The organism is Streptomyces spirodelae (assembly GCF_017676385.1).
Taxonomy (GTDB): Bacteria; Actinomycetota; Actinomycetes; order Streptomycetales; family Streptomycetaceae; genus Streptomyces; species Streptomyces spirodelae.
In genome coordinates this window covers 61,848-86,362 of the sequence record NZ_JAFFZN010000033.1, presented here as the reverse complement: position 1 = coordinate 86,362, position 24,515 = coordinate 61,848, and the positions used below count along the sequence as shown (strand labels likewise).

General features: G+C 71.3%; 18 protein-coding genes. 11 read left to right on the top strand and 7 right to left on the bottom strand.

Annotated elements, in window-relative coordinates:
• On the bottom strand, nucleotides 1-1,032 hold a 1,032-nt coding region (locus tag JW592_RS28415; protein WP_209268108.1), incomplete at its 3' end, for a protein kinase domain-containing protein.
• Between the two features lie 450 nt (nucleotides 1,033-1,482).
• Here JW592_RS28415 and JW592_RS28410 point away from each other — a divergent pair.
• Together JW592_RS28410 and JW592_RS28405 are read left to right on the top strand one after the other, a co-directional pair.
• Nucleotides 1,483-3,117 carry a protein kinase domain-containing protein gene (locus tag JW592_RS28410; RefSeq protein WP_209268107.1) on the top strand — a complete coding sequence of 545 codons (1,635 nt, stop codon included), beginning with the start codon at nucleotides 1,483-1,485 and terminating at the stop codon, nucleotides 3,115-3,117.
• A 146-nt stretch (nucleotides 3,118-3,263) separates the two neighbouring features.
• Nucleotides 3,264-4,316, top strand: a complete 1,053-nt coding sequence (locus JW592_RS28405) for a phosphotransferase (protein WP_307805578.1) — start codon at nucleotides 3,264-3,266, stop codon at nucleotides 4,314-4,316.
• 169 nt (nucleotides 4,317-4,485) lie between these two features.
• Here JW592_RS28405 and JW592_RS28400 read toward each other — a convergent pair whose 3' ends face one another.
• Nucleotides 4,486-5,148, bottom strand: coding sequence for a response regulator (locus tag JW592_RS28400; protein WP_209268105.1), 663 nt, complete (start codon nucleotides 5,146-5,148; stop codon nucleotides 4,486-4,488).
• 394 nt (nucleotides 5,149-5,542) lie between these two features.
• On the opposite strand from JW592_RS28400, the gene pdhA reads away from it, so the two are divergent.
• From pdhA to JW592_RS28375, 5 genes are all read left to right on the top strand, one after another.
• Nucleotides 5,543-7,066 carry a pyruvate dehydrogenase (acetyl-transferring) E1 component subunit alpha gene (gene pdhA / locus JW592_RS28395; RefSeq protein ID WP_209268104.1) on the top strand — a complete coding sequence of 508 codons (1,524 nt, stop codon included), beginning with the start codon at nucleotides 5,543-5,545 and terminating at the stop codon, nucleotides 7,064-7,066.
• Nucleotides 7,067-7,068: 2 nt separating this feature from the next.
• The gene (locus tag JW592_RS28390) at nucleotides 7,069-8,049 is read left to right on the top strand and encodes an alpha-ketoacid dehydrogenase subunit beta (protein WP_209268103.1); all 981 of its coding nucleotides are present in this window, start codon (nucleotides 7,069-7,071) and stop codon (nucleotides 8,047-8,049) included.
• A gap of 15 nt (nucleotides 8,050-8,064) precedes the next feature.
• Nucleotides 8,065-9,564: a dihydrolipoamide acetyltransferase family protein gene (locus JW592_RS28385; protein ID WP_209268102.1), complete on the top strand. Its 1,500-nt coding sequence runs from the start codon at nucleotides 8,065-8,067 to the stop codon at nucleotides 9,562-9,564.
• Between the two features lie 110 nt (nucleotides 9,565-9,674).
• The gene (locus JW592_RS28380; RefSeq protein WP_209268101.1) at nucleotides 9,675-10,382 is read left to right on the top strand and encodes a GntR family transcriptional regulator; all 708 of its coding nucleotides are present in this window, start codon (nucleotides 9,675-9,677) and stop codon (nucleotides 10,380-10,382) included.
• A complete protein-coding gene (locus tag JW592_RS28375) occupies nucleotides 10,379-11,710 on the top strand; it encodes an MFS transporter (RefSeq protein WP_209268100.1) in 1,332 nt (443 codons plus the stop codon). The genes JW592_RS28380 and JW592_RS28375 overlap by 4 nt, the downstream gene beginning before the upstream one ends.
• Before the next feature lie 119 nt (nucleotides 11,711-11,829).
• Here the strand turns inward: JW592_RS28375 and JW592_RS28370 are convergent, their stop codons facing one another.
• Nucleotides 11,830-12,663, bottom strand: a complete 834-nt coding sequence (locus tag JW592_RS28370) for a maleylpyruvate isomerase family mycothiol-dependent enzyme (RefSeq protein ID WP_209268099.1) — start codon at nucleotides 12,661-12,663, stop codon at nucleotides 11,830-11,832.
• A 155-nt stretch (nucleotides 12,664-12,818) separates the two neighbouring features.
• On the opposite strand from JW592_RS28370, the gene JW592_RS28365 reads away from it, so the two are divergent.
• Nucleotides 12,819-13,616 (top strand): carbon-nitrogen family hydrolase, encoded by a 798-nt coding sequence (locus JW592_RS28365; protein ID WP_209268098.1) that lies wholly within the window; start codon nucleotides 12,819-12,821, stop codon nucleotides 13,614-13,616.
• A 78-nt stretch (nucleotides 13,617-13,694) separates the two neighbouring features.
• On the top strand, nucleotides 13,695-15,557 hold the full coding sequence (locus JW592_RS28360; protein ID WP_209268097.1) for an NHL domain-containing thioredoxin family protein: 1,863 nt from the start codon (nucleotides 13,695-13,697) through the stop codon (nucleotides 15,555-15,557).
• Between the two features lie 38 nt (nucleotides 15,558-15,595).
• Here the strand turns inward: JW592_RS28360 and JW592_RS28355 are convergent, their stop codons facing one another.
• The 3 genes from JW592_RS28355 to JW592_RS28345 form a co-directional block, all read right to left on the bottom strand.
• Nucleotides 15,596-15,823, bottom strand: coding sequence for a hypothetical protein (locus JW592_RS28355; RefSeq protein WP_209268096.1), 228 nt, complete (start codon nucleotides 15,821-15,823; stop codon nucleotides 15,596-15,598).
• Nucleotides 15,824-15,957: 134 nt separating this feature from the next.
• Complete coding sequence (locus JW592_RS28350) at nucleotides 15,958-17,250, bottom strand: M18 family aminopeptidase (protein WP_209268095.1); 1,293 nt, start codon at nucleotides 17,248-17,250, stop codon at nucleotides 15,958-15,960.
• A gap of 199 nt (nucleotides 17,251-17,449) precedes the next feature.
• Nucleotides 17,450-19,276, bottom strand: coding sequence for an acyl-CoA dehydrogenase (locus tag JW592_RS28345; protein WP_209268094.1), 1,827 nt, complete (start codon nucleotides 19,274-19,276; stop codon nucleotides 17,450-17,452).
• Between the two features lie 117 nt (nucleotides 19,277-19,393).
• On the opposite strand from JW592_RS28345, the gene JW592_RS28340 reads away from it, so the two are divergent.
• Nucleotides 19,394-19,972, top strand: a complete 579-nt coding sequence (locus JW592_RS28340) for an SseB family protein (protein WP_209268093.1) — start codon at nucleotides 19,394-19,396, stop codon at nucleotides 19,970-19,972.
• 64 nt (nucleotides 19,973-20,036) lie between these two features.
• On the opposite strand, the gene JW592_RS28335 is transcribed toward JW592_RS28340, so the two are convergent.
• Complete coding sequence (locus JW592_RS28335; RefSeq protein ID WP_209268092.1) at nucleotides 20,037-22,601, bottom strand: ATP-binding SpoIIE family protein phosphatase; 2,565 nt, start codon at nucleotides 22,599-22,601, stop codon at nucleotides 20,037-20,039.
• A 118-nt stretch (nucleotides 22,602-22,719) separates the two neighbouring features.
• Here JW592_RS28335 and aspS point away from each other — a divergent pair, with 118 nt between their 5' ends.
• Nucleotides 22,720-24,498, top strand: coding sequence for an aspartate--tRNA ligase (gene aspS / locus JW592_RS28330; RefSeq protein ID WP_209268113.1), 1,779 nt, complete (start codon nucleotides 22,720-22,722; stop codon nucleotides 24,496-24,498).
• Nucleotides 24,499-24,515 lie beyond the last annotated feature (17 nt).

Below are 24,515 nucleotides of genomic sequence, written 5' to 3'. Positions count from 1 at the left end.
CCCCTGCGGCTGGTACGGCGTCTGCACCCCGCCCTGCTGCGGCTGGGAGCCCGCGTCGACCGGCGGGAAGACGGCCTGGCCCACGCCGGCGCCGCTGTTGGCGGGCGGACCGCCGCTGATGATGATGGGCGAGGCCCCGGCCGCGACGCCGGAGCCGCCGATGCGGGTGCACTCGTCGTGCATCGCTTCGGCCGACGGGAAGCGCTCGTTGGGGTTCTTCTTCAGGGTGCGGGCGACCAGCGCGTCCACCGCCGGGGGGATGGACTGGTTGATGGAGGAGGGCGTGGGCGGCTCCTCCTGGACGTGCGCGTAGGCGATGGCCAGCGGGGAGTCGGCGTCGAACGGCAGCCGCCCGGTGAGCAGCTCGAAGAGCATGATGCCGACCGAGTACAGGTCGGAGCGGGCGTCCACGCCGCGGCCGAGGGCCTGTTCCGGCGAGAGGTACTGCGGGGTGCCGACGACCATGCCGGTCTGTGTCATGGATGTCACACCGGACTGCATGGCGCGCGCGATGCCGAAGTCCATGACCTTGACCACGCCACGCTTGGTGAGCATCACGTTTCCGGGCTTGATGTCCCGGTGCACGAGGCCCATCTCGTGGCTGACCTCGAGGGCCGCCAGCACATCGCCGGTGATCTTCAGCGCCTTGTCGGCCGGCATCGCGCCGTACTGGGCGATGTCCTCGTCCAGTACGGTGCGCAGCGGCTTGCCCTCGACGTACTCCATGACGATGTACGGCACCAGGGCGCCGTCGATCTCGTCCTCACCGGAGTCGAAGACGGAGACGATGTTGGTGTGCGTCAGCTTGGCGACGGACTGCGCCTCGCGGCGGAACCGCTCGCGGAAGGACTGTTCCCGGCCGAGTTCGGTGTGCAGCGTCTTGACCGCGACCTGCCGGTCGAGCACGGAGTCGTAGGCGAGATAGACGGAGGCCATCCCGCCGGCGCCGAGCAGTGAACGGAGCTGGAAACGCCCCCCGCCGACCATGCGGCCCAAGTAGTTGCCGGCCGCCTGTGCGCCGTCGTCGCTCATCTGACTGCTTCCCCCTCGGCGGCGCTGCCCCCGTGCAGGTACGTTGAGTGATCCTTGACCCTGATACTGGCCCAAGTTTGCCCGGGGGTTCGGTCACGTCAAGTTCGTTGCCCGTTCCGTGACCGAATGCGCATACGCCCTTCGCGAGCGGTGCCCCGGACGGTTCCACGAGCGTAGAGGGTGCCGCTCAGCGGCTGTGCTCAGGGTGCGCGCAGGGTGTGCGCGAGGGATGTCGCGGGGCTGCGGCGGAGAGGGCGCGGGGGCGGCCGTGAGGGGTTGTTGTGACGTTCTTGAGACCGACTTGCGGGGGCGCCTCTCAGCTTGTTGGATGACCACTCCTTGGCTTCGGTATTCCGTCCCACCCATTCCACCCCCCGCGTGCCTGTAGCCTCCTTGGGGGGAGTATCCACCGCGCGCAAGCCCGCGGATTCGAATCGACGGCGAGGACTGATGGCACAGACGCAAGCCGCCGGGGGCCCTTCGGACCCCGACGCGACGGGCGGCGGCTCCCTGCCCGATTCGCCGGAATTGTGGGGCAACAACGGCCTGGTAGGTGACGGCAGGTACCGCCTGACGCACCGCCTCGGCCGTGGTGGCATGGCCGAGGTGTTCGGCGCCGAGGACCTGCGCCTCGGTCGTACGGTCGCGGTCAAGCTGATGCGCTCGGACCTGGCCGAGGACCCCATCTCCAAGGCGCGCTTCACGCGCGAGGCGCAGTCCGTCGCGGGCCTCAACCACCACTCCGTCGTCGCGGTCTACGACTCCGGCGAGGAGTTCATCGGCGGCAACGTCACTCCGTACATGGTGATGGAGCTGGTCGAGGGCAGCACGATCCGCGATCTGCTGCTCAACGCCGACGCACCGCCGCCGGACCAGGCGCTGGTCATCGTCTCCGGGGTGCTGGACGCGCTGGCCTACAGCCACCAGCACGGCATCGTGCACCGCGACATCAAGCCCGCCAACGTGATCATCACGCGGGACGGCGCGGTCAAGGTGATGGACTTCGGCATCGCCCGCGCCATGCATGGCGCCTCCAACACCATGACGCAGACCGGCATGGTGATGGGCACCCCGCAGTACCTCTCCCCCGAGCAGGCGCTCGGCAAGACCGTCGACACCCGCTCCGATCTGTACGCCACCGGCTGTCTGCTGTACGAACTGCTGACCCGGCGTCCCCCGTTCACCGGAGAGACGCCGCTGTCGGTCGTCTACCAGCACGTCCAGGACGACCCGGTGCTGCCGTCCGAGGTCTCGGACGCGGTGCCGCCGGAGCTGGACGGCCTGGTGATGCGGGCGCTGGCCAAGGACCCGGACGACCGGTTCCAGTCGGCCGAGGAGATGCGCGGGCTGACGCAGTACGCGCTGCAGATGCTGCATGAGCAGGGAAGCCACACCGGCGGCCTGTGGAACACCGGTCCGGCGGCGCACACCGGGGGCTCGACACAGGTCATGGGCGTCGCGGGGGCGGGTGCGCGGCCGCACCCCTCGCACTCGGACACCTCGCAGATGGGCGCTCCGCTGCTGGCCGGCCCCCGGGACGACGACGGCGGCTTCGACGGCGGGCCCCGGCGCGGCGGCAGCGGCGGTCGCGGTCGCGGTGGCGGTGGCGGCAAGGGCGTACGGTACGCGCTGGTCGCCTTTCTCGCGGTGATCGCCATAGCGGGCGGCATCTTCTACGCGCTCAGCGCCAACAACGGCAAGGGCGACAAGCCCGACAACACCAAGCCGAGCACGTCCCAGTCGGAGAAGAACAAGCCCTCCAAGGAGCCGTCGGCCACTCCCACGGAGACCGAGCAGGAGCAACCGGGCACCTCGGACGGCACCGGCGACTGGACGCCGAGCGACCGGCCCTCGCAGTCGTATCCGAGCCAGACGCAGCCGAGCCAGACGCAGCCCTCGGAGACCGGCGACCCGAGCCAGACGGAGGGCGGCGGCAACGACGGCGGGTCGGGCGACGGCGGCGACGGCGGCAAGCCGACCAACAGCCAGTCGCCGCCTTCCGATGGCGACAACGCCGGGGGCGACAGCCAGGGCGGCAACGGCGGGTCGGGCGACACCGGCACCAACAGCGGTACCGAGGAGTAGGCCCCGCGCCCCCCCCGGAGGGCAGGCTCAGGCCCCCGCCCGGGGATCGGAGCCTGCCCCGCCGTGCGTCAGTCCGGGGTTGACGCGTTGTCCACATGGGGTTGACGAGGCGGCGCCGGGCCCTCGGAGGGCTCTACGATGCGGCCGTGCAGCCGTCTTCCCCCGCCCTCACGGAGCGCACGCTCCACTCCCTGTTGCGGCAGTACGACGGTGTCGGGGAGCCCCTCTCCTGTACGCCGGTCTCGCACGGACTGCTCAACCGCGGCTACCGCCTGACGACCACACACGGCTGCTACTTCCTCAAACACCACCTCGACGGCCCGGGCTCGCTCGGCCGCATCGAACGCCAGCACCGCGCCACAGCGCGGCTCGCAGCGCTGGGACTGCCCGTCGTGCCGGTGGTTCCGGTGGTGCGGGCGGCGGCGACGGGTGCCCGGGTCCGTACCGTCGCCGTCGCCGGCAGGCGCTGCTTCGCGCTGCACCCGTGGATCGAGGGCACGCACCGGCACGGCAGCGAGCTGACCGTGGCCCAGTCGCAGGTGCTGGGCGCGCTGCTGGGCCGGGTGCACGTCCGGCTGGCCCGCGCCCTGCCACGGGCGCCGCGCACCAGCCATGAGAGCGCCGATCCGGCGGCGACGTACGACGAGATCGGGGCGCTGCTGGAGCGGATCAGGGCCCGTGGCCGCCGGGACAGCTTCGACGAGCTGGCCGAGCACCGGCTCACCGAGCGCCGGGAGCTGCTGCGCCGCTACGCGGACCAGCGGCCCGCCGCCGTACCCGCCCGGTTCACCGGCTGGGTGCACGGGGACTTCCACCCGCTCAACCTGCTCTACGCGCCCACCGGACGCAACCCCCGGCCGGTGGCGATCCTGGACTGGGACCGGCTGGGGGTGCACCCCAGGGCCGAGGAGGCGGTGCGCGGCGCGGCGATCTTCTTCCTGCGCCCCGGCGGCACGCTCGACCTGCGCAAGGTGCGGGCCTTCGCGCGGGCCTACCGGGGCGGCGCGGGCGCTTCCCGCGAGGAGCTGGCCGCCGCCGTGCACCGGGTTTGGTGGGAGCGGCTGAACGACTTCTGGATGCTGCGCTGGCGCTACCAGTTGCGCGATGTACGCGCCGACCCGCAGTTCCCGGCGGCGGCAGCGCTGGTGGTGTGGTGGAGCGGCCACTACGAGGCGGTGCGGGCCGCGTTCTGCGACTGACGCACGGGCCGCGTTCTGCGACTGAGGTGCAGGCCGATGCCGGTTCCTCCGGGGGGCGACCCGAGTCGGCTTTCCGCGAGGCCGATCCGAGGCCGATCCGAGGCCGATCCGAGGCCGGCCCGACGCCGACCCGACGCCGACCGGACGCCGATCCGAGGCCGCGGCGGTGTCAGTGCCCGGAGGTGCGGATGCGGGCGATGTAGGCGGCGGCCTGGGAGCGGCGCTCCATACCGAGCTTGGCCAGCAGCCCTGAGACGTAGTTCTTGACGGTCTTCTCCGCGAGGTGGAGGCGCTCGCCGATGGCCCGGTTGGTCAGCCCTTCCCCGATCAGCTCCAGGATCGCGCGTTCCTGCGCGGTGAGCGCGGCCAGCCGGTCGTCCCGTCCCGCGGCGCTGCCCCCGCCGTGCAGCCGGTCCAGTACGCGCCGGGTGGCGCCCGGGTCCAGCAGCGAGGCGCCCGCTGCCACGGCGTGCACGGCTTGCACCAGCTCGCTGCCGCTCAGGCCCTTGAGCACATATCCGGAGGCGCCGGCCACCACCGAGGCCAGCAGCGCCTCGTCGTCCGCGTAGGAGGTGAGCATCAGACAGCGGATCGACTCGTCCCGGGAGCGCACCTCGCGGCAGACCTCGATGCCGCTGCCGTCCGGAAGCCGTACGTCCAGAATGGCGACATCGGGCCGTGCCTCGGCGATCCCGCTGAGCGCGTCGGCCGCCGTTCCCGCCTCGCCGGTGATCTCCACGCCGCTGTCGGCCGCGAGCATGTCGCGTACGCCCCGGCGGACGATCTCGTGATCGTCGACCAGGTATACCCGCGTTCGTCCGTTTTCGGGCACCTGTCCAGTCTCACATATTGATCCCCCCTTCACTCTTCCCGGGCTCCCGCGCCCCGGGTTACCGTGCGGATGTCCGCGGCTCGCGAGGCCGTGACCAGTGATGTCCCGACTTGGTGCACAACTGCTCGGACTTCCTCGTTCTTACTTGGATTTCCGAGCAAAGTTGCAGGTCAGGGCCGCCTCGTGCGTCTATGGAGATGCCAGCCATGGCTGGGGCGTCCCGACCGGGGTCGGGACAGCGGGCCGCGACCGGGACAGCAGTCACCACCCGGTGCCGACCGCGACGCTCCCACCCCGTGCGCCGCACGGGACCGGGCGAGCCTCCCCCCGCCAGTGGGCGGGGGAGCCCCAGGTCACCGGCAATCCCGGGGGCCGGACAGACGGAGGAGCACACGTGACCGTGGAGAGCACTGCCGCGCGGAGCGCCGCGCGCCGCAGCGGCACCGGAGGAAAGCGCGCCACCCAGGCCGCCACGGGCGGCAAGGCAGCCGAGAACGGCGGCGCCGAGACCCCCGAGGGCGCGTCCGCGCAGGGAAAGCCCCGTAAGTCCGCTGCGAAGTCCGAGGGGAAGGCCCCGGCCAAGACCCCCGCCAAGGGCGCCCGGAAGCCCGCAGCCAAAAGCGCAGCGAAGCCCGCAGCCAAGAGCACGGCGAAGGCCGCCTCGAAGGCCCCGGCGAAGAGCGGGAGCGCAGCCAAAGCCCCGGCGAAGAGCGGGAGCGCAGCCAAGGCCCCGGCCGGAACGGCGGCCAGGACCCGTACGCGGGCGGCCGGCACCGAGTCCAAGGCGTCCGCGACGGCTGGTGCCAACGGCTCAGGAAGCGCCGAGCCCGAGCTGGTCCAGCTGCTGACGCCCGAGGGCGAGCGCGTCACCCATCCGGAGTACGACGTCGACCTGAGCGCCGAGGAGATCCAGGGGCTCTACCGCGACATGGTGCTGACCCGGCGCTTCGACGCCGAGGCCACCGCGCTCCAGCGCCAGGGAGAGCTGGGTCTGTGGGCGTCGCTGCTCGGCCAGGAGGCGGCGCAGATCGGTTCGGGCCGCGCGCTGCACCCGGACGACTACGTCTTCCCCACCTACCGCGAGCACGGTGTCGCCTGGTGCCGCGATGTGGACCCCACGATGCTGCTGGGCATGTTCCGCGGGGTGAACAACGGCGGCTGGGACCCCAACAGCAACAACTTCCACCTCTACACGATCGTCATCGGCTCCCAGGTGCTGCACGCCACCGGGTACGCGATGGGCGTGGCCAAGGACGGCGCCGACTCGGCGGTGATCGCCTACTTCGGTGACGGCGCCTCCAGCCAGGGCGACGTCGCCGAGGCGTTCACGTTCTCGGCCGTCTACAACGCGCCGGTCGTCTTCTTCTGCCAGAACAACCAGTGGGCCATCTCCGAGCCCACCGAGCGCCAGTCCCGGGTGCCGATCTACCAGCGCGCCCAGGGCTTCGGCTTCCCCGGCGTCCGGGTGGACGGCAACGACGTGCTGGCCTGCCTCGCGGTGACCAAGGCCGCGGTCGAGCGGGCCCGCTCGGGCGAGGGCCCCATGCTGATCGAGGCGTTCACCTACCGGATGGGTGCCCACACCACCTCCGACGACCCCACGCGCTACCGCACCGACGAGGAGCGCGCCGCGTGGGAGGCCAAGGACCCGATCCAGCGGCTGCGCAGCTATCTGGAGAACGAGGAGCTGGCCGACGACGCGTTCTTCGCCCGCATCGAGGAGGAGAGCGAGGCGATGGGCCGGCACGTGCGCGAGGCGATCCGTACGATGCCCGACCCCGACACCATGGCGATCTTCGAGAACGCCTACGCGGACGGGCACGCGCTGGTGGACGAGGAGCGCGCCCAGTTCGCCGAGTACCAGGCGTCGTTCGCGACCGAGTCCGACAGCGGCTCCGCCGCGGTGGAGGTCAACTGATCATGGCTGTCCAGAAGCTTCCGGTCGCCAAGGCGATCAACCTCTCGCTGCGCACGGCGATGGAGAACGACCCCAAGGTCCTGGTCATGGGCGAGGACGTGGGCAAGCTCGGCGGCGTCTTCCGGGTCACCGACGGGCTGCAGAAGGACTTCGGCGAGGACCGGGTCATCGATACCCCGCTGGCCGAGTCCGGCATCGTCGGTACGGCGATCGGGCTGGCGCTGCGCGGCTACCGGCCCGTGGTCGAGATCCAGTTCGACGGCTTCGTCTTCCCCGCCTACGACCAGATCGTCACCCAGCTCGCCAAGATGCACGCGCGTGCGCTGGGCAAGATCAAGCTCCCGGTCGTCATCCGGATTCCCTACGGTGGCGGCATCGGCGCCGTCGAACACCACAGCGAGTCCCCGGAGGCGCTGTTCGCGCACGTCGCCGGGCTCAAGTGCGTCTCACCGTCGAACGCGGCCGACGCCTACTGGATGATGCAGCAGGCCATCGAGAGCGACGACCCGGTGATCTTCTTCGAGCCGAAGCGGCGCTACTGGGACAAGGGCGAGGTCGATCCTTCCGCCATCCCGGCCCCGCTGCACTCCGCGAAGATCGCCCGCCAGGGCAGCGGGCTGACGCTCGCCGCGTACGGGCCGATGGTGAAGGTCTGCCTGGAGGCGGCTGCCGCCGCCGAGGAGGAGGGCAACTCGCTGGAGGTCGTGGACGTGCGGTCGATGTCCCCGATCGACTTCGACACCCTGCAGCGCTCCGTCGAGAAGACCCGCCGCCTGGTGCTCGTCCACGAGGCCCCGGTCTTTCTCGGCACCGGAGCCGAGATCGCGGCGCGCATCACCGAGCGGTGCTTCTACCATCTGGAAGCACCGGTGCTGCGTGTCGGCGGTTTCCACGCGCCGTACCCACCGGCCCGGCTGGAGGACGAGTACCTGCCGAACCTGGACCGGGTGCTCGATGCCGTCGACCGCGCGCTGGCGTACTGAGGGAGAGCCGTGACGATGACCAACAGCGGACAGACTTCACCGACGGCCGCAGGTATCCGTGAGTTCAAGATGCCCGACGTCGGCGAGGGACTGACGGAAGCCGAGATCCTCAAGTGGTACGTACAGCCAGGTGACACCGTCACCGACGGGCAGGTCGTCTGCGAGGTGGAGACGGCCAAGGCCGCCGTCGAGCTGCCCATCCCCTTCACCGGTGTGGTGAGCGAACTGCGCTTCGACGAGGGCACGACGGTCGATGTCGGCACCCCGATCATCACCGTGGACACCGGCGGGCCTGCCTCCGGTACCGGCGCCGGTGACGCCTCGGCGGCCCAGCCCGCGATGGAGACCGGTGCCTCCGCCGCGGCCGAGGTCGCCGGGGAGGCGGCCACACAGGGAGAGGCCGAGGCCGAGGCCGAGCCGGAGGGGCGGCAGCCCGTGCTGGTCGGCTACGGCGTCGGCACCAGCTCCACCAAGCGGCGCCCGCGCAAGCCGGTGCCGGCCGCAGCCGCGGGGCCTGCCGCCACCGAGGCGCCGGCTCCCGCTCCCGCCGCGGAGCCCGTCGCTCCGGAGCCGGGCAGCAACGGCCATGGCGCGGCGCGCCCGCTGGCCAAGCCGCCGGTGCGTAAGCTCGCCAAGGACCTCGGGGTCGATCTGACCGCCGTCACCCCCACCGGTCCTGACGGGATCATCACCCGCGAGGACGTGCACGCGGCGGCGGCACCCACCTCCCGGCCGACGCCGGAGACCGCGGCCGCCGCTGCCGAACCGGCGGCCGCGCCTCAGGAACCGTCGGCACAGCCCGCCGCGCCCGGTGCCCGGGAGACCCGTGTCCCCATCAAGGGTGTCCGCAAGGCCACGGCGCAGGCGATGGTGAACAGCGCGTTCACCGCGCCGCATGTCACCGAGTTCGTGACCGTGGACGTCACCCGGACGATGAAGCTCGTCCAGGAACTCAAGCAGGACCCGGACATGGCGGGGGTGCGGGTCAACCCGCTGCTGTTCGTCGCCAAGGCGTTCCTGCTGGCCATCCGGCGCAACCCGGAGGTCAACGCCTCCTGGGACGAGGAGCGCCAGGAGATCGTGCGCAAGCACTACGTCAACCTGGGCATCGCGGCCGCCACTCCGCGCGGGCTGATCGTTCCGAACATCAAGGACGCGCAGGACAAGACCCTGCCCGAACTGGCGTCCGCTCTCGGTGAGCTGGTCGCCACGGCGCGCGAGGGGAAGACCAGTCCGGCAGCGATGGCCGGGGGCACGGTGACGATCACCAACGTCGGCGTCTTCGGTGTGGACACCGGCACGCCGCTCCTGAACCCCGGCGAGTCCGCGATTCTGGCCTTCGGGCAGATCCGTGAACAGCCCTGGGTGCACAAGGGCAAGGTCAAGCCGCGGCACGTCACCACGCTGGCGCTCTCCTTCGACCACCGCCTGGTCGACGGCGAACTCGGCTCCAAGGTGCTGGCCGACATCGCGGCCGTACTGGAGCGCCCCAAGCGCCTGATGACCTGGGGCTGAGACCCTGAGGGGTGCGGGATGTCCCCCCCGCACCCCTCACCAGCAACGCCGCCCCGTCCACATCGCGGAAGCCGTCCATCGCGCATACGTGTTGTATCTATGCTGTGCGCATGACTTCTCCCGCGTCGGCCAGGCCCGCACAAAAGGAAAGCCGGCAGCCGCCCGCCGCGGAGCGCGTGTACGCGCACGTCAAGCAGGCGGTGCTGGAGCGGCGGTACGAAGGCGGCCTGCTCCTGACCGAAGGTGAGCTCGCCGAGGCGGTGGGCGTCTCGCGCACCCCCGTGCGTGAGGGGCTGCTCCGGCTGGAGGTCGAGGGCCTGATCAGGCTGTACCCGAAGAAGGGCGCCCTGGTGCTGCCGGTCTCCGCGCAGGAGATCGAGGACGTCGTGGAGACCCGGCTGCTGGTCGAGCAGCACGCGGTCCGCCGCGCGGTCCCCGTGACGCAGGCGCTGGTCGACCGGCTGGAGGAGACGCTGGCCGAGCAGATCGCGCACGCGGAGGCGGGCGACCTGGCCGCCGTCTCGGCGGCCGACCGCTGTTTCCACGCCACCATCGTCGAGGCCACCGGGAATCAGATCCTCACCCGCCTCTACGACCAGCTGAGGGACCGCCAGCTGCGGATGGGCGTCGCCGTGATGCACGCGCACCCGGACCGGGTCGCGAAGAACATCACCGAGCACACCGACATCCTGCGCACCCTGCGCGAAGGGAACAGCGAGGCGGCGGCGCAGGCGGTGTACCAGCATGTGAGCCGCGTACGTCACCTGGTGCGCGGTGAGGAGATCCGGGACATCCACCGGCTCGGTGATCCGCGATGACCACGTCGCCGTCCACCGATGTCCGGCTGCCCGGCGACCCGCCGGGCGGCCCTCGTGCGGTGTGGGTGTGGGGAATCGGCGTCGCGGTCTACTTCGTCGCCATCACCTTCCGCACCAGTCTCGGCGTCGCGGGCATCGACGCCGCGCACCGCTTCGACATCAACGCCTCCGCGCTCTCCAGCTTCTCCATCCTCCAACTGTTGGTGTACGCGGGGATGCAGATACCCGTGGGCCTGCTGGTGGACCGGTGGGGTACGCGCCGGGTCCTGATGCTGGGCATCCTGCTGTTCACCGCCGGCCAGTTCGGCTTCGCGCTCTCCTCCTCGTACGGCACGGCGCTGGCCTTCCGCGCGCTGCTCGGCTGCGGCGACGCGATGACGTTCATCGCCGTACTGCGGCTGGGCTCGCGCTGGTTCCCCGTGCGCCGGGGGCCGGTGATCGCGCAGATCGCCGCGCTGATCGGGATGTCGGGGAACCTCGTCACCACGCTGGTGCTCGCCCGGGTCCTGGAGGCGTTCGGCTGGACCCCGACCTTCGCCGGGAGCGCGGCGGGCGGGCTGGTCATCCTGCTGCTGGTCGCCTTCTTCCTGCGCGACCACCCGGAGGGGTACGAGCCCCCGGCCGTGCCCAAGGGCGGCGACGGCGGGTCAGGCTCGGGCGGCTCCGGCTACATCCGGCGGCAGATCGGCGCCGCCTGGCGGGAGCCGGGCACCCGGGCCGGCATGTGGGTGCACTTCACCTGCCAGTTCCCCGGCATGGTCTTCCTGCTGCTGTGGGGCATGCCGTTCCTGGTCGAGGCCCAGGGCCTGGACAAGGGGACGGCGGGGGAGCTGCTCACCCTCGTGGTGGTCTCCAACATGTGCTGCGGTCTGGTGTACGGGCAGGTCATCGCCCGGCACCACACGGCACGTACCCCGCTGGTGCTCGGCACGGTGGCCGCCACCGCGCTCGCCTGGGCGGCGACTCTCGCCTGGCCGGGGCACGCGCCGATGTGGCTGCTGATACTGCTGTGCGTCGTACTCGGCGCGTGCGGGCCGGGCTCGATGATCGGTTTCGACTTCTCCCGCCCCGCCAACCCGCCCGAGCGCCACGGTACGGCCTCCGGCATCGTCAACATAGGCGGCTTCACCGCTTCGATGACGACGCTGTTCGCCGTCGGTGTGCTGCTCGATCTGACCGGCGGCAACTTCCGGATCGCCTTCGCCGTCGTCTTCGTCCTCCAGGCCCTGGGCCTGGTGCAGTTCGCACGGCTGCGGGGGCGCGCCGTGCGACGTGAGCGCGAACGGATCGTGGCCAGCAGGGTTGAGGCCGTGCACGTTCCGGTGTAGGCCGACGACGCCGGGAGGGGGCTGCCCCTGTCCCGCCGTTGCGGACCGCGGGTGGGCTTCGGTTGCGCGCGCAGTTCCCCGCGCCCCTGACGGGCGCAGCCCCCGTCACAGCGTCACCCTCAGGGCGTCGTCGAGAAGTGCCTCAAGATGGCGGCGGCCAGATCGGCGTCTCCGTCGATCTTCACGTGCTCCGCGACGGCCTCCGGCCGTACGCGGCCCGCGGCGAGCCGGGAGTAGGTCTCCCAGTCCATCGCGAGGGTGGCGGCGGGGCCCAGTGAGACGCTGCCGTCCACGGTGCCGTTGCCCGCCTGGTCCACCCGTACCGTCCGCATGAACTCGACCGGGCCGCTCACATCGAAGACCACCGCGCAGTTGGGCGGCGCCCCCGCGTCCTTGGCGACGACCTTCGGCAGGCCGGCGAGGAACACATCGCGTGCCACGAACGCGCCCGGGGAATCCAGGTTCCCCGGCTTGTCCAGGGCGCGGCGCAGATCCTGCTCGTGCACCCAGACATCGAAGGCGCGCAGCATCAGCTGCCGCTCCAGCGGCAGCTTGCGGGGGCCGAACGGCAGGACGCTGTTGACCTCGTCCTCGGGGCCCCGCTTCTCGTTCCGCAGCTGCCGCGAGCGGCGGATGAGCGTGTACTCGAACTCGCTGGTCATCTCCGGCCCGGTGTGGTGGCGCCGCACATCCACCTGCACTTCCATATGGCGGCTGACCTCGTCCCGGACGTGGTAGATGTCGCGCGGGAGGGAGTGGATGGGCCTGGGGTCCCCCAGCAGCTCACACTCCATGCCGATGATGTGGGAGACCACATCGCGGACCGACCACCCCGGGCACTCGGTCCGCCCGTTCCACTCCCCTTCCACAAGCGGAGTGACCAGCTCGGATATCGCTTCCATGGACTGCGTCCAGGCGTCAACGTAGGGCTGAAGGCTTGGGTGGTCGGTCACGGGACCCCTCGGCGTTGCGGTTCGTTCGCGGGCTGGACAGGGCAGGGTGCTGATGCTGGGTGCTCTCAAGTTACGCTGCGCCCGGGCACCCCGGCAGTGCTTTTGGGACGATGCTAGGCCCAATCGACCCCCTCGATCGCATGGACGGTGGTACGGTGCGCGCTTCTCTTCTGCAGATTCAGGTGGACCCTCACGAGTCGGTGGATTCCCGCCGGGAACGGGTCGCTTCCCTCGTCCGTGACCAAGCAGGTGCCGACCTGGTCGTGCTGCCCGAGCTGTGGACCGTCGGTGCCTTCGCGTTCGAGCGCTTCGCCACCGAGGCCGAGGAGGCGGATCCGGCCACCGGGCCGACGGCGCTGGCCATGTCGGCCGCCGCACGGGACGCGGGCGTATGGCTGCACGCGGGCTCCGTCGTCGAGAAGGGTCACGAGGCCGGGGCCCTCTACAACACCTCGCTGGTCTTCTCCCCCAGTGGCGAACTGGTCGCCACCTACCGCAAGATCCACCGCTTCGGCTTCGACCGGGGCGAGGCCACCTTGCTGGCCGCCGGCACCACCCCCGTCACCGTGCCGCACCCGCAGGCCACCCTCGGCCTGGCCACCTGCTACGACCTGCGCTTCCCCGAACTCTTCCGCGCCCTGGTGGACGCGGAGCCCGAGGGCGCCCGCGTGCTGGTCGTCCCGGCCGGCTGGCCCGCCAAGCGCGCCGGGCACTGGACGCTGTTCGCCCGGACCCGCGCCGTGGAGAACCAGTGCTTCGTGCTGGCCTGCGGTACGGCGGGCAGCCACGCCGGTGTCGCGCAGGCCGGGCGCAGCGCGATCATCGACCCCTGGGGCGAGATCCTTGCGCAGTCCGAGGACAACGCGGAGACCGTCGTCACCGCCGACCTGGACGTCTCCCAGGTGGACAAGGTCCGCGAGACCTTCCCCGTGCTCAAGGACCGGGTGCTGTAAGGACCGGGTGCTGTAAGGCCCGGGTGCTGCAAGGCCCGGGTGCGCCGAGCCGTCCGCGGGGGTGGCACCCTTGTCGGTATGACCTCTCGTGCCCGTGTCCGCGCCCCTGAGCTGCACGGACGGTCCTGGATCAACACCGGTGGCGAAGAGCTCGGCCTCGCCGCTCTCCGGGGCCGGATCGTGGTGCTCGACTTCTGGACCTTCTGCTGCATCAACTGTCTGCATGTCATCGACGAGTTGCGGGAGCTGGAGGAGCGGCACCGGGACACGGTCGTGGTGATCGGGGTGCACTCGCCGAAGTTCGTGCACGAGGCGGAGCACGCCGCCGTGGTGGACGCGGTGGAGCGGTACGGGGTGGCGCACCCGGTGCTGGACGATCCCGAGCTGACCACCTGGAAGCAGTACGCGGTGCGGGCCTGGCCGACGCTGGTGGTGATCGACCCGGAGGGGTATGTGGTCGCGCAGCACGCCGGGGAAGGGCATGTGCACGCGATCGAGAAGCTCGTCGGCCAGTTGGAGGCCGAGCACGAGGCGAAGGGGACGCTGCGGCGGGGCGAGGCGCCGTTCACCCCGCCGGAGCCTGTCGCCGGTGATCTGCGGTTCCCGGGGAAGGCGCTGGCGCTGCCTGCCGGTGGCTTCCTGGTCTCGGACACCACGCGGCACCAGCTCGTGGAGCTGGCCGCCGACGGCGAGACCGTGCTGCGGCGGATCGGCGACGGCGAGCGCGGGCTGGCCGACGGCGCGGCGGACGTGGCGCGGTTCAACGAGCCGCAGGGCCTGGCGCTGCTGCCGGACGGCGATGTGCTGGTCGCCGACACCGTCAACCACGCGCTGCGCCGCCTCGATCCGGCCACCGGCGAGGTGCGGACCGTCGCGGGAACCGGTGCACAGTGGTGGCAGGGGGCGCCCACGGAAGGCCCGGCGCGCCAGGTGGCGCTCTCCTCACCCTGGGACGTGGCGTGGTTCGCGGGACGCGTGTGGATCGCGATGGCCGGGGTGCACCAGTTGTGGACATACGACCCGGAGACGGGGACCGTCGCAGCAGCGGCGGGGACGACGAACGAGGGGCTGGTGGACGGCCCGGCCGCCGAGGCGTGGTTCGCGCAGCCGTCCGGGCTCGCCGTCGCCGCCGACGGCGGCAGGCTGTGGGTGGCCGACTCGGAGACCAGCGCCCTGCGCTGGGTGGAGCGTGCGGGGGACGGGTTCGCCGTGCGTACGGCGGTCGGCACCGGCCTGTTCGACTTCGGTCACCGGGACGGCCCGGCAGCGCAGGCCCTCTTCCAGCATCCGCTGGGCGTCACCGCGCTGCCCGACGGGTCGGTCGCGGTCTGCGACACCTACAACCACGCGCTGCGCCGCTACGACCCGGCCACCGGTGAGGTGGGCGAGGTCAGCACGCTGGCCACGGATCTGCGCGAGCCGTCGGACGCCGTGCTGGTCCCCGGCGACTCCGAGGGCACTCCCGAGATCGTCGTCGTCGAGTCGGCGCGGCACCGGCTGACCAGGCTCCGGCTGCCCGAGGACGCCGTACGGGTGGAGGCCGTCGCGCACCGTACGCAACGTGCGGCCACCGAGGTCGCGGCGGGCATGCTCCGGCTCGATGTCGTCTTCCGGCCGCCGCCCGGGCAGAAGCTCGATGAGCGCTACGGCCCCGCCACCCGGCTGGTGGTCAGCTCGACCCCGCCGGGCCTGCTCGCGGCGGGCGAGGGGACCGGTACCGACCTGCACCGCGAACTGATGCTGAGCGGTGCGGCAGGCACCGAGGGCGTGCTGCACGTCTCGGCGATGGCCGCCTCCTGTGACGAGGAGGGGGAGTACCCGGCCTGTCATATGCACCAGCAGGACTGGGGAGTTCCGGTCCGGCTGAGCCCGGACGGCACCGACCGGCTGCCGCTGGTGCTGGCTGGGCCGGCCGAGGGGGCCGAGGGCGCCGAGGGCTGAGGCCCGGGCCGGGCCCGGGGAGCGGCGGAAGCGCCGGCTCACTCGATGTGGTGCCTGTTGTACTCCTCGACCACCGGTGCGCCCGGGGACGGGGGTTCGACGCGGCGGCGCTTGAGGATGCTGATGTAGGTGCACAGCCCGATCGTGCCGACGATCAGCAGGATGACGCCCATCAGATCGATGTTGATCCCGCTGACGTCGAGGTTGACGGCCAGCGTCAGAATCGCCCCCACGGCCATCATGCCGATGCAGATGATGATGCCCATGAGTGATGCCTCCAAGCTCGGTTGAGCCGAACCGGCTCTGTGGGGCGAGCCGTTCGCTTACCGAGCGCGGGTACCCCCCTCAAAGGGCGGCAATCAGGGCGTAATCGGCAACCGGCGCGGAAGTCGCCAGTCCCTCACCCGTCCAGGAACGCGGTGAGGCAGTTGGCCAGCAGCCAGGGGTCGTCGGCGCCGCACAGCTCCCGCGCGGAGTGCATGGACAGGATCGCCACACCGATGTCGACGGTGGTGATCCCGTGCCGCGCGGCGGTGATGGGGCCGATGGTGGTGCCGCAGGGCACGTCGTTGTTGGAGACGAAGCTCTGCCAGGGCACACCGGCCCTCTCACACGCCGCGGCGAACAGCACGCGGCCGCTGCCGTCGGTGGAGTAGCGCTGGTTGACGTTGACCTTGAGGATCGGGCCGCCGTTGGGCAGCGGGTGGTGGCCCGGCTCGTGCCGCTCGGGGTAGTTGGGGTGCACGGCGTGGCCGGTGTCGGAGGAGAGGCAGACGGTGCCCGCCCAGGCCCGCGCCCGGTCCTCGTAGGAGCCGCCCCGCGCGAAGACCGAACGTTCCAGCACCGAGCCCAGCAGCGGACCCTCGGCGCCGGTGTCGGACTGGCTGCCGTTCTCCTCGTGGTCGAAGGCGGCCAGCACCGGGATGGTGCCGGGCTCGGCCTGGTCCAGTGCCACGGCGGTCAGCGCGGCGACGCCCGCGTGCACCGAGAGCAGGTTGTCCATCCGCGGCCCGGCGACGAGTTCACGGTCACGGCCGAGGTAGGAGGGGGCTTCGACGCTGTGCGCCATCAGATCCCAGCCGGTGATCTCCTCGGCGGGCAGTCCGCTCTCCTCGGCGAGGAAGCGCAGCAGATCGCCCTCGCGCGACTCGCCGAGCCCCCAGACCGGGGTCATATGGCGCTGCCTGTTCAGCTTGAGGCCCTCGTTGACCTGCCGGTCGAGGTGGATGGCGAGCTGCGGTACGCGCAGCACGGCGCGGTCCACGTTCACCAGGTGGGTGGAGCGGTCGCGGAGCGTCAGCCTGCCGCTGAGACCGAGGTCGCGGTCGAGCCAGGTGTTGAGGAGGGCACCGCCGTAGATCTCCACGGCCACCTGCCGCCAGCCGTGCGCGCCGGTGTCGGGTACGGGCTTGACGCGCAGATTGGGCGAGTCGGTGTGGGCGCCGACGATCCGGAACGGGGTGGCGGGCGTGGCGTTCTCGGGGACGTACCACGCGATGAGCGCGCCGCCGCGCAGGACGTACTTGCCGCCCGGAGCCGCGTCCCAGCTCTCCGTCTCCAGGACCTGCCGGAAGCCGGCCTTCTCCAGCCGCGCGGCCGCGTTCGCCACCGCGTGGTAGGGGGACGGGCTCGCGGCGAGGAAGGACATGAGACCGTCGGTGTGGCTGCGGTCGAACGGCGTGCCAATGCTCATGGCCTTACCTTACGGGGCACCCCGCGGTGTTTCGGCGGTACGGGCTGCCCCTTCCGCCGCCTGCGGTCTGCGGGTTGTTTGTGGCTGTGGGGGCACCTCCCGGCCGGAGGCTGGGGGAGCAGTTCCCCGCGCCCCTCGCGGGGCGCGGGGAACTGCTCTGTGCTGTGCTGGCGGGCCCCAGGCGGGGTGGCCTGCTGAATCAGAACGCGTTCTCGTCCAGCTCCATGACCGACAGATCCACCGCGTCGGCCAGCTCACGCTGGACGGCGACCTGCGGCAGCACGTTCGCCGCGAAGAACTTCGCCGCAGCGATCTTGCCCTGGTAGAAGGGCACATCCTTCGCGGAGGCCCCCGCCAGCTTCTCAGCGGCCACGGCCGCACCGCGCAGCAGCAGGTAGCCGATGACGACGTCACCGGCGGCCATCAGGAAGCGGGTGGTGTTCAGGCCCACCTTGTAGATGGACTTGACGTCCTTCTCGGTGGCGGCCAGGTCGGTGAGCATGGTGCCGACGATGGCCTCCAGCTCGCCGGCGGCCTTGGCGAGCTGGTCCCGGGAGTCGGCCAGCTCCTCGCCGCCCTGCGCGTCGGCGAGGAACTTCTTGATCTCCTCGGAGAGCGCGGTGAGGGCCTGGCCCTGGTCGCGGACGACCTTACGGAAGAAGAAGTCCTGGCCCTGGATCGCGGTGGTGCCCTCGTAGAGGGTGTCGATCTTGGCGTCCCGGATGTACTGCTCGATCGGGTACTCCTGCAGATAGCCGGAGCCGCCCAGGGTCTGCAGGGACTGCGCGAGCTGCTCGTACGACTTCTCCGAGCCGTAGCCCTTCACGATCGGCAGCAGCAGGTCGTTGAGGCGGCGCGCGGCGTCGGCGTCCTCGCCGTTGTGCTCCTTGAGCAGGATCTCGTCCTGCACCGCGGCGGTGTACAGAACGAGGGAGCGCATGCCCTCCGCGTACGCCTTCTGCGTCAGCAGGGCGCGGCGTACGTCCGGGTGGTGGGTGATGGTGACGCGCGGCGCGGTCTTGTCGGTGAACTGCGCCAGGTCGGCGCCCTGCACCCGCTCCTTGGCGTACTCCAGCGCGTTGAGGTAGCCGGTGGACAGGGTGGCGATGGCCTTGGTGCCGACCATCATCCGGGCGAACTCGATGATCTTGAACATCTGCCGGATGCCGTCGTGCTTCTCGCCCAGCAGCCAGCCCTTGGCGGGCTGGTTGGCGCCGAAGGTCATCTCGCAGGTGTTGGAGACCTTCAGGCCCATCTTGTGCTCGACGTTGGTGGCGTAGACGCCGTTGCGCTCGCCCAGCTCGCCGGTCTCCCAGTCGAAGTCGTACTTGGGCACGATGAACAGCGACAGGCCCTTGGTGCCCGGGCCGTGGCCCTCGGGGCGGGCGAGGACGAAGTGCACGATGTTCTCGGACATGTCGTGCTCACCCGAGGTGATGAAGCGCTTCACGCCCTCGATGTGCCAGCTGCCGTCGTCCTGCTGGGTGGCCTTGGTACGCCCGGCACCCACGTCCGAGCCGGCGTCCGGCTCGGTGAGCACCATGGTGGAGCCCCACTGCTTCTCGGCCATCAGCTGCGCGATCTTGCGCTGCTCCTCGGTGCCCTCCTCGTGCAGGACGCCCGCGAAGGCCGGCCCTGAGGCGTACATCCACACGGCCGGGTTGGAGCCCAGGATCGTCTCGGCGAAGCCCCACAGCAGCGAGCGCGGCGCCGTCGTGCCGCCGATCTCCTCCGGGATGCCCAGCCGCCACCACTCGGCGTCCATGTACGCCTGGTAGCTCTTCTTGAAGGAGTCCGGCACCGGTGCGGTGTTGCTCTCCGGGTCGAAGACCGGCGGGTTGCGGTCACCGTCCTCGAAGGAGGCGGCCAGCTCGTTCTCGGCCAGCCGCGCGATCTCGGACAGCACGTTCTTGGCGGTCTCGACGTCCATCTCCGCGAACGGTCCGGTGCCGTACACCGTGTCGCGCCCGAGCACCTCGAAAAGGTTGAACTCGATGTCGCGGAGATTCGACTTGTAATGCCCCATGGCGACGGCTCCGTAGTGGCTCGCTCGTACTTGTCGGTAGTTCCATAGATGATGCTACCCGCCGGTAATAAGAAGCAACCCCTCACCGCCCTTCTGTGACTCGTTACTCTCTTTGCTATGTACGGTTACGACCAGACCGGTGCTCCGCCAGGGCAGGGCCATGGACCGCAGCCAGGGCAGGGCCACGGCGCGCACGGCTATCAGCACGCCGGACATGCTTCGCACCCCGGTCAGCAAGGTCACCAGGCACCGCCCCCGCCGCCGTACGGAGCCCAGCAGGGGGCGCCGCCGTACGGCCAGCCCGGGCCGCAGCAGCAGCCGCTCTACCCCGAGCCGTCGCCGCCCTCGCTCCAGGAGTCGATCCGCGCCTTCACCACGGGCTCGATGAGCGCCGAGGACTTCCAGGGCATCTTCTCCACCTCCAAGGTGTACTGCCCGCGCGGCGACACCCCGGGCTTCCTCGCGCTGCACAACACCCAGCAGCCCGTCATCCCGATGTTCAGCACCCTCAAGGAGCTGCGCGCCTATGCGGGCAAGGAGTCGAAGTACTTCGTCATCACCGGCGCCGAGGTCCTCGACCTGCTGCCGTCCGGATACGGCTTCGTGCTCGACATGGAGGGCGAGCACCGGGTCGTCTTCGACGCCAAGGCGGTCGAGGAGATGGTCGACTTCGCGATGCGCCGCATGTACGGGTGACACTCCGCTGGGTGCGCCGCCCCTGATCAGGAGGTGCCCCCAGGGGAGCAGTTCCCCGCGCCCCTTACGGGGTGCCTCCCTCCCAGAGGGCGAGGGAGGGTTCCATCGGGGTGGTGGTTGCGGGGTCCTGTTCGTGGATGTCGAACCAGATGCACTTGCCCTCGCCCCGCGGGTCCACGCCCCACCGGTCGGCGAGCATGCCCAGCAGCATCAGACCGCGTCCCGAGGAGGCGAGTTCGCCCGGCGTGCGGCGGTGCGGCAGCTCGTCGCTGGGGTCGGAGACATTGACCCGCAGCGTGCGCCGCTCGCCCTCGCGGAGCGTGGTGATCTCCGCGACGAGCACCGCGTCCCCGTCCGTGTGGACCAGCACGTTCGTCAGCATCTCGGAGAGCATCAGCACGGCCCCGTCCACCTGGTCGGGGTCTTCCCAGTCGTGCAGCAGGTCGCGCAGCTGGTGGCGGGCGACGGCGATCCGTTCGGGCTGGGCCTGGGCGACGGTCAGCACGGTGCGCCGGGTGGCGAAGGGGACGCCGGCCGCGGGCGCGCCCGCCTCAGCGGGGCTCCGGGCGAGCAGCAGCAGTGCGATGTCGTCCTCGCGCCGGCCGGCGAGCGGGCCGGGTGCCGCGCCGACGGCGCCGGCGGCAGCCCGCCCGGTGCTGCCGCCCGCGACACCGAGGCCGCTCTGTACGGCCTGTGCGGCCTGCACCAGTGCGTCGGCCACCTGCTCCAGCAGCGCTGCTCCGCCGTTCCGTGCCCCGGTGCGGCGGGTGGCCTCCTCCACCACCGCGCGGATCCGTGCCCAGCCCGTCTCCAGGTCGTGCCCGCCGGTCTCGATCAGCCCGTCGGTGCACATCAGCAGCCGCTCTCCCGGCTCCAGCACCAGCCGGGTGACGGGATAGTCGGGGTCCGGCTCGATGCCCAGCGGGAGGCCGCCGGCCGTGGCGCGGACCAGCATCGGGCCGTCCGGAAGCTGTACGGCCAGGTCGGGGTGGCCGGCGCGGGCCACGTCCAGGACGCCGGTCTCCGGGTCGACCTCGGCGTAGAGGCAGGTGGCGAAGCGTGGCTCGGCGTGGTCGGGCTCGCTCTCGTCGCCGGTCGCGGCGGGGTGCGGCAGGCCGACGGTCTCGTCGGCGGGCGCGGTGGGCGGAGGCGCGTTGACACGTTCGCCCGCGCTCATCCCGTGCAGGAAGCGGGAGGCGCGGGCGAGCACCGCGTCCGGGTGGTGCCCCTCGGCCGCGTAGGCGCGCACCGCCACCCTCAACTGGCCCATGATGCCTGCGGCGCGTACGTCGTGGCCCTGGACGTCGCCGATGACCAGCGCGGTACGCCCCGAGGGCAGCGGGATCACGTCGTACCAGTCGCCGCCGACCTGCAGCCCGCCCCCGGTCGGCACATAGCGGGCCGCCAGGTCCATACCGGGGACGGCGGGACTCTGCGCGGGCCGCATCACCCGCTGCAGCCGGGCCGCCAGCTCGCGCTCCGACTCGTTCAGCATGGCCCGCGAGAGCGACTGCGCCAGCATCCGTGCGACCGTCGTCAGCACGGCGCGCTCGTCCGGGGTGAAGGCCACGGGCTGCGCGAAGGCCGTCATCCAGGCGCCGATGGTGCGCCCCGCGACGGTCAGCGGCAGAAAGGCCCACGCGGCGTGGCCGGGCTGGGTCTCGGCGGGGCGGGCGGCGGGGAAGCGTTCGGCGTACTCCTGCGGGGAGTGCAGATACAGCGCCCGGCCGCCCCGTACCGCCTCGGCCGCCGGGTCCTGGTCCGCCAGGTGCAGCCGGGAGCCGCTGCCGCGCGGCCCGTAGCCGCCACCGGGCACATAAGGGTGGCCGGGCCGCGCCGGGGCGCCGGGCGAGGCGCCGTAGACGGTGAGCTGTTCGCCGCTGACGACGAAGACGGCCAGCGCCTCCGGGGAGAAGCCGGGCATGGCCAGTGACGAGGCGACCCGCAGCACGTCGGCCGTGCTGTGGGCCTCGGCGAGTGCGCGCCCGGTGTCCAGCAGGAACGCCTCCCGGTTGCGCCGCCAGTCCCACTCGGCCATCGGGCCGCGGTCCGCACCGCCGGGCCCGCCGGGCCCCCCGGGAGTGGCGGGGGCCTCCGGGGCGGCGCCGGGGGCGGCCGGTGCCGTGCGGCGGCGGGCTTCCGTGGCGCTCTCCGGCTCGGGCACCTCGTAGAGCAGACCGGTGAGGGCTGCGGCGGACTCCGGCGCTCTCGGGCGCCGCGCGGCGGCGTCGGGGCTGCCGGGGCTCTCCGGTCCGCTCCGCCCGCCCGGGCCCCGGGGGCCGGCCGTGGGTACGGGGCGTACGACCACGCGGACGGTCCGCTCCACCCGCCCCTGGCCGTCCACCACCCGCAGCAGCGCCTCGGCGGGCGTGTCCTCGGCGAGGGCCAGGGTGACGATGTTCTGGAAGCCGATGTAGTCCACGGCGTGCAGGTGGGAGCGGACCGCGCTGCCGGAGAGCGTGAGGTGGGTGTCCGTGCGGGGGGTGTCGGCGTATGCACGGGCCTGAGCGGCCTCGTCAGCGACGCCGAGCAGGCGGGCGGCGCGGGAGTCGAGCGTCACCAGACCTGTGGCGTTGTCCCAGGCCCAGAGCCCGGCGCCGAGGGCCGCCAAGGCGTCAACGGTGCGCATTGCACCACTTTATGCAGAGTTGATGGGTTGCGGAAACGGGGGCGAAGCAGGGTAGCCCAGGGCGGTAGTCTGAGGGGTATTCCACTGTGACCCTTGAGCCGAACGACTTGGATGAATGATGCATCGGTACCGGTCCCACACCTGCGGCGAGCTTCGCGCCACGGACGTCGGCACTGACGTCCGGCTGAGCGGCTGGCTGCACAATCGCCGGAACCTGGGCGGCATCCTCTTCATCGATCTTCGCGACCACTACGGCATCGTCCAGCTCGTGGTCCGCGACGAGGCGAGCGAGATCAACCACCGGCTCAGCTCGCTGGCCAAGGAGAGCGTCCTCCGTATCGACGGCAAGGTCACCGCGCGTGGCGAGGAGAACATCAACCCCGAGCTGCCCACCGGTGAGATCGAGGTCGAGGTCGCCCAGGTGGAGGTGCTGGGCGGCGCAGAGCAGATCCCCTTCACCATCAACGCCGAGGACGGCGTCAACGAGGAGCGGCGCCTGGAGTACCGCTTCCTCGACCTGCGCCGCGAGCGCATGCACCGTAACGTGATGCTGCGCAGCAAGGTCATCGCCGCCATCCGCGAGAAGATGGTGGCCCAGGGCTTCAACGAGCTGGCGACCCCGATCCTGTCGGCCACCTCGCCCGAGGGCGCCCGCGACTTCCTGGTGCCCTCCCGGCTGCACCCGGGGAGGTTCTACGCGCTGCCGCAGGCGCCGCAGCAGTTCAAGCAGCTGCTGATGATCGCCGGTTTCGACCGGTACTTCCAGATCGCGCCCTGCTTCCGCGACGAGGACGCCCGCGCCGACCGCTCGCCGGGCGAGTTCTACCAGCTCGACATGGAGATGAGCTTCGTCGAGCAGGAGGACGTCTTCGGCGTCATCGAGAAGGTGATGACCGAGCTGTTCCAGGAGCTGGGCGAGGGCCGCGAGGTCACCTCGCCGTTCCCGCGCATCCCCTTCCGCGAGGCGATGGTCAAGTACGGCTCGGACAAGCCGGACCTGCGGGCGCGGCTGGAGCTGAGGGACGTCTCCGACATCTTCGCCGGCTCGGGCTTCAAGGCGTTCGCGGACAAGCACGTGCGCGCCCTCGCGGTGCCGGACACCGCCTCGCAGCCGCGCAAGTTCTTCGACTCGCTGGGCGACTTCGCCGTCGAGCAGGGCGCCAAGGGCCTGGCCTGGGTGCGGGTCGCCGAGGACGGTTCGCTCTCCGGACCCATCGCCAAGTTCCTCACGGACGACAACGTCAAGGCGCTGACCGAGGCCCTCGGCCTGGTCCCCGGCCACGCGGTCTTCTTCGGCGCGGGAGAGTTCGACGAGGTCTCCAAGATCATGGGCGCGGTCCGGGTCGAGGCCGCCAAGCGCGCCGGGCACTTCGAGGAGAACGTCTTCCGGTTCTGCTGGATCGTGGACTTCCCGATGTTCGAGAAGGACGAGGAGACCGGCAAGATCGAGTTCTCCCACAACCCCTTCTCGATGCCCCAGGGCGGCCTGGAGGCGCTGCGCACCAAGGACCCGCTGGACGTGCTGGCCTGGCAGTACGACATCGTCTGCAACGGCGTCGAGCTGTCCTCCGGCGCGATCCGGAACCACGAACCGGAGATCATGTTCGAGGCGTTCGGCATCGCGGGCTACTCCAAGGACGACGTCGAGCGCGAGTTCGGCGGCATGCTGCGCGCCTTCCGCTTCGGCGCCCCGCCGCACGGCGGCATCGCGCCCGGCATCGACCGCATCGTGATGCTGCTGGCTGACGAGCCCAACATCCGCGAGACCATCGCCTTCCCCCTCAACAACAACGCCCTCGACCTGATGATGGGCGCCCCCAGCGAGGTCGACGACGCGCGGCTGCGGGAGCTCCACCTCTCGGTGCGGAAGCCTCCGCAGGTGAAGCCGGCGCAGTAGCGCGCGGCGCACGCTTT

Excerpts from the sequence above, each read along its gene's own strand:
- JW592_RS28340 (WP_209268093.1), top strand. The coding sequence starts at position 19,394 with ATGTACGGTTACGACCAGACCGGTGCTCCGCCAGGGCAGGGCCATGGA.
- JW592_RS28380 (WP_209268101.1), top strand. The coding sequence starts at position 9,675 with ATGACTTCTCCCGCGTCGGCCAGGCCCGCACAAAAGGAAAGCCGGCAG.
- JW592_RS28345 (WP_209268094.1), bottom strand. The coding sequence starts at position 19,276 with ATGGGGCATTACAAGTCGAATCTCCGCGACATCGAGTTCAACCTTTTC.
- JW592_RS28385 (WP_209268102.1), top strand. The coding sequence starts at position 8,065 with ATGACCAACAGCGGACAGACTTCACCGACGGCCGCAGGTATCCGTGAG.
- JW592_RS28360 (WP_209268097.1), top strand. The coding sequence starts at position 13,695 with ATGACCTCTCGTGCCCGTGTCCGCGCCCCTGAGCTGCACGGACGGTCC.
- JW592_RS28335 (WP_209268092.1), bottom strand. The coding sequence starts at position 22,601 with ATGCGCACCGTTGACGCCTTGGCGGCCCTCGGCGCCGGGCTCTGGGCC.
- JW592_RS28350 (WP_209268095.1), bottom strand. The coding sequence starts at position 17,250 with ATGAGCATTGGCACGCCGTTCGACCGCAGCCACACCGACGGTCTCATG.
- JW592_RS28410 (WP_209268107.1), top strand. The coding sequence starts at position 1,483 with ATGGCACAGACGCAAGCCGCCGGGGGCCCTTCGGACCCCGACGCGACG.
- JW592_RS28355 (WP_209268096.1), bottom strand. The coding sequence starts at position 15,823 with ATGGGCATCATCATCTGCATCGGCATGATGGCCGTGGGGGCGATTCTG.
- aspS (WP_209268113.1), top strand. The coding sequence starts at position 22,720 with ATGCATCGGTACCGGTCCCACACCTGCGGCGAGCTTCGCGCCACGGAC.
- JW592_RS28375 (WP_209268100.1), top strand. The coding sequence starts at position 10,379 with ATGACCACGTCGCCGTCCACCGATGTCCGGCTGCCCGGCGACCCGCCG.
- JW592_RS28390 (WP_209268103.1), top strand. The coding sequence starts at position 7,069 with ATGGCTGTCCAGAAGCTTCCGGTCGCCAAGGCGATCAACCTCTCGCTG.